Origin of the sequence: Falsiroseomonas oryziterrae, assembly GCF_021864505.1 — a bacterium.
Lineage (GTDB): Bacteria > Pseudomonadota > Alphaproteobacteria > Acetobacterales > Acetobacteraceae > Falsiroseomonas > Falsiroseomonas oryziterrae.
Window position 1 is genome coordinate 1 of the sequence record NZ_JAKJIB010000622.1, and the last position, 1,016, is coordinate 1,016.

Genomic DNA, 1,016 nt, shown 5'->3' on the forward strand with positions numbered 1-1,016 from the left:
CCGACGGCCAGCGCCGCCGCGATCGCCGGCAGCCCGAGCAGCCGCATCCTGCCGCGCCAGATCGCCAGCCAGCAGAAGCCGAGCGTCGCCGCGGCGAGCGCCGGCCCGGGCAGCGGCGGCAGCACCGGCGACGCCTCGGGCCAGGCGGCGATGAGGCGCGCGACGCCGAGGATTGCCTCCACCCCCTGCCCCATGGCCCAGAGCGCCGGCGCTTCGAGCCCCAGCGGCATCAGCGCCAGCGCGATCATGCCCGCCGGCATCACGAGGATAGAGGTCAGCGGCACGGCGAGCGCGTTCGCGACGACCCCGTACAGCTGCAGCCGCCCGAAATGATGCAGCCCGAAGGGCGCCGTCGCGGCGCCGGCGAGCATCGAGGTCAGCACGAGGCCGACGGCGAACAGCATCGCCTTCCGCTTCCAGCCCGTCAGCGGCAGCTTGGCGAGTGGCCCGCGCAGGGCCTCGTGCCCCGCGACCAGGGCGAGCACCGCGGCGAAGGACATCTGGAAGGAGGGCCCGAGCAATTCGGCCGGCGCGGCGAGCATCACCACCGCCGCGGCGATCGCCAGCGTGCGGACCGTCAGCGCGCGCCGCCCGACGACGAGCGCCAGCGTGACCAGCGCGGCCATCACGAGGCAGCGTTGCATCGGCACCTGCGCCCCGCTCAGCAGCGTGTAGCCGAGCCCCGCGACCAGCGCGCCGCCCGCGGCCACCGCCTTGCCCGGGACGCGCAGCGCGAGCCAGGGCACCAGCGCGATCGCGACCCGGAGCGTGGCGAAGACCGCGCCCATCACGATCGCCATGTGCAAGCCGGACACGGAGAGCAGGTGCGCCAGGCCGGAATCGCGCATCGCCGCGATCTCGGCCGGCGGGATCGCCGCCTGCGACCCGGTGAGCAGCGCGGCCGCGACCGCGCCCGCCGGGCCGGGGATCGCCGCCTCGACCCGCGCCTCGAGCGTCGTGCGCAGCGCCGCGAAGCCGGGCAGGCTGTCGGCCGCCGCGATCACCGTGACCGGCCC

General features: G+C 76.4%; 1 protein-coding gene. It reads right to left on the reverse strand.

All coding sequences use genetic code 11. The annotated features are described in order from the left end of the window. Positions 1 to 1,016: ComEC/Rec2 family competence protein (locus tag L2I40_RS23685; protein WP_237217800.1), on the reverse strand; the 1,016-nt coding region annotated here is incomplete at both ends.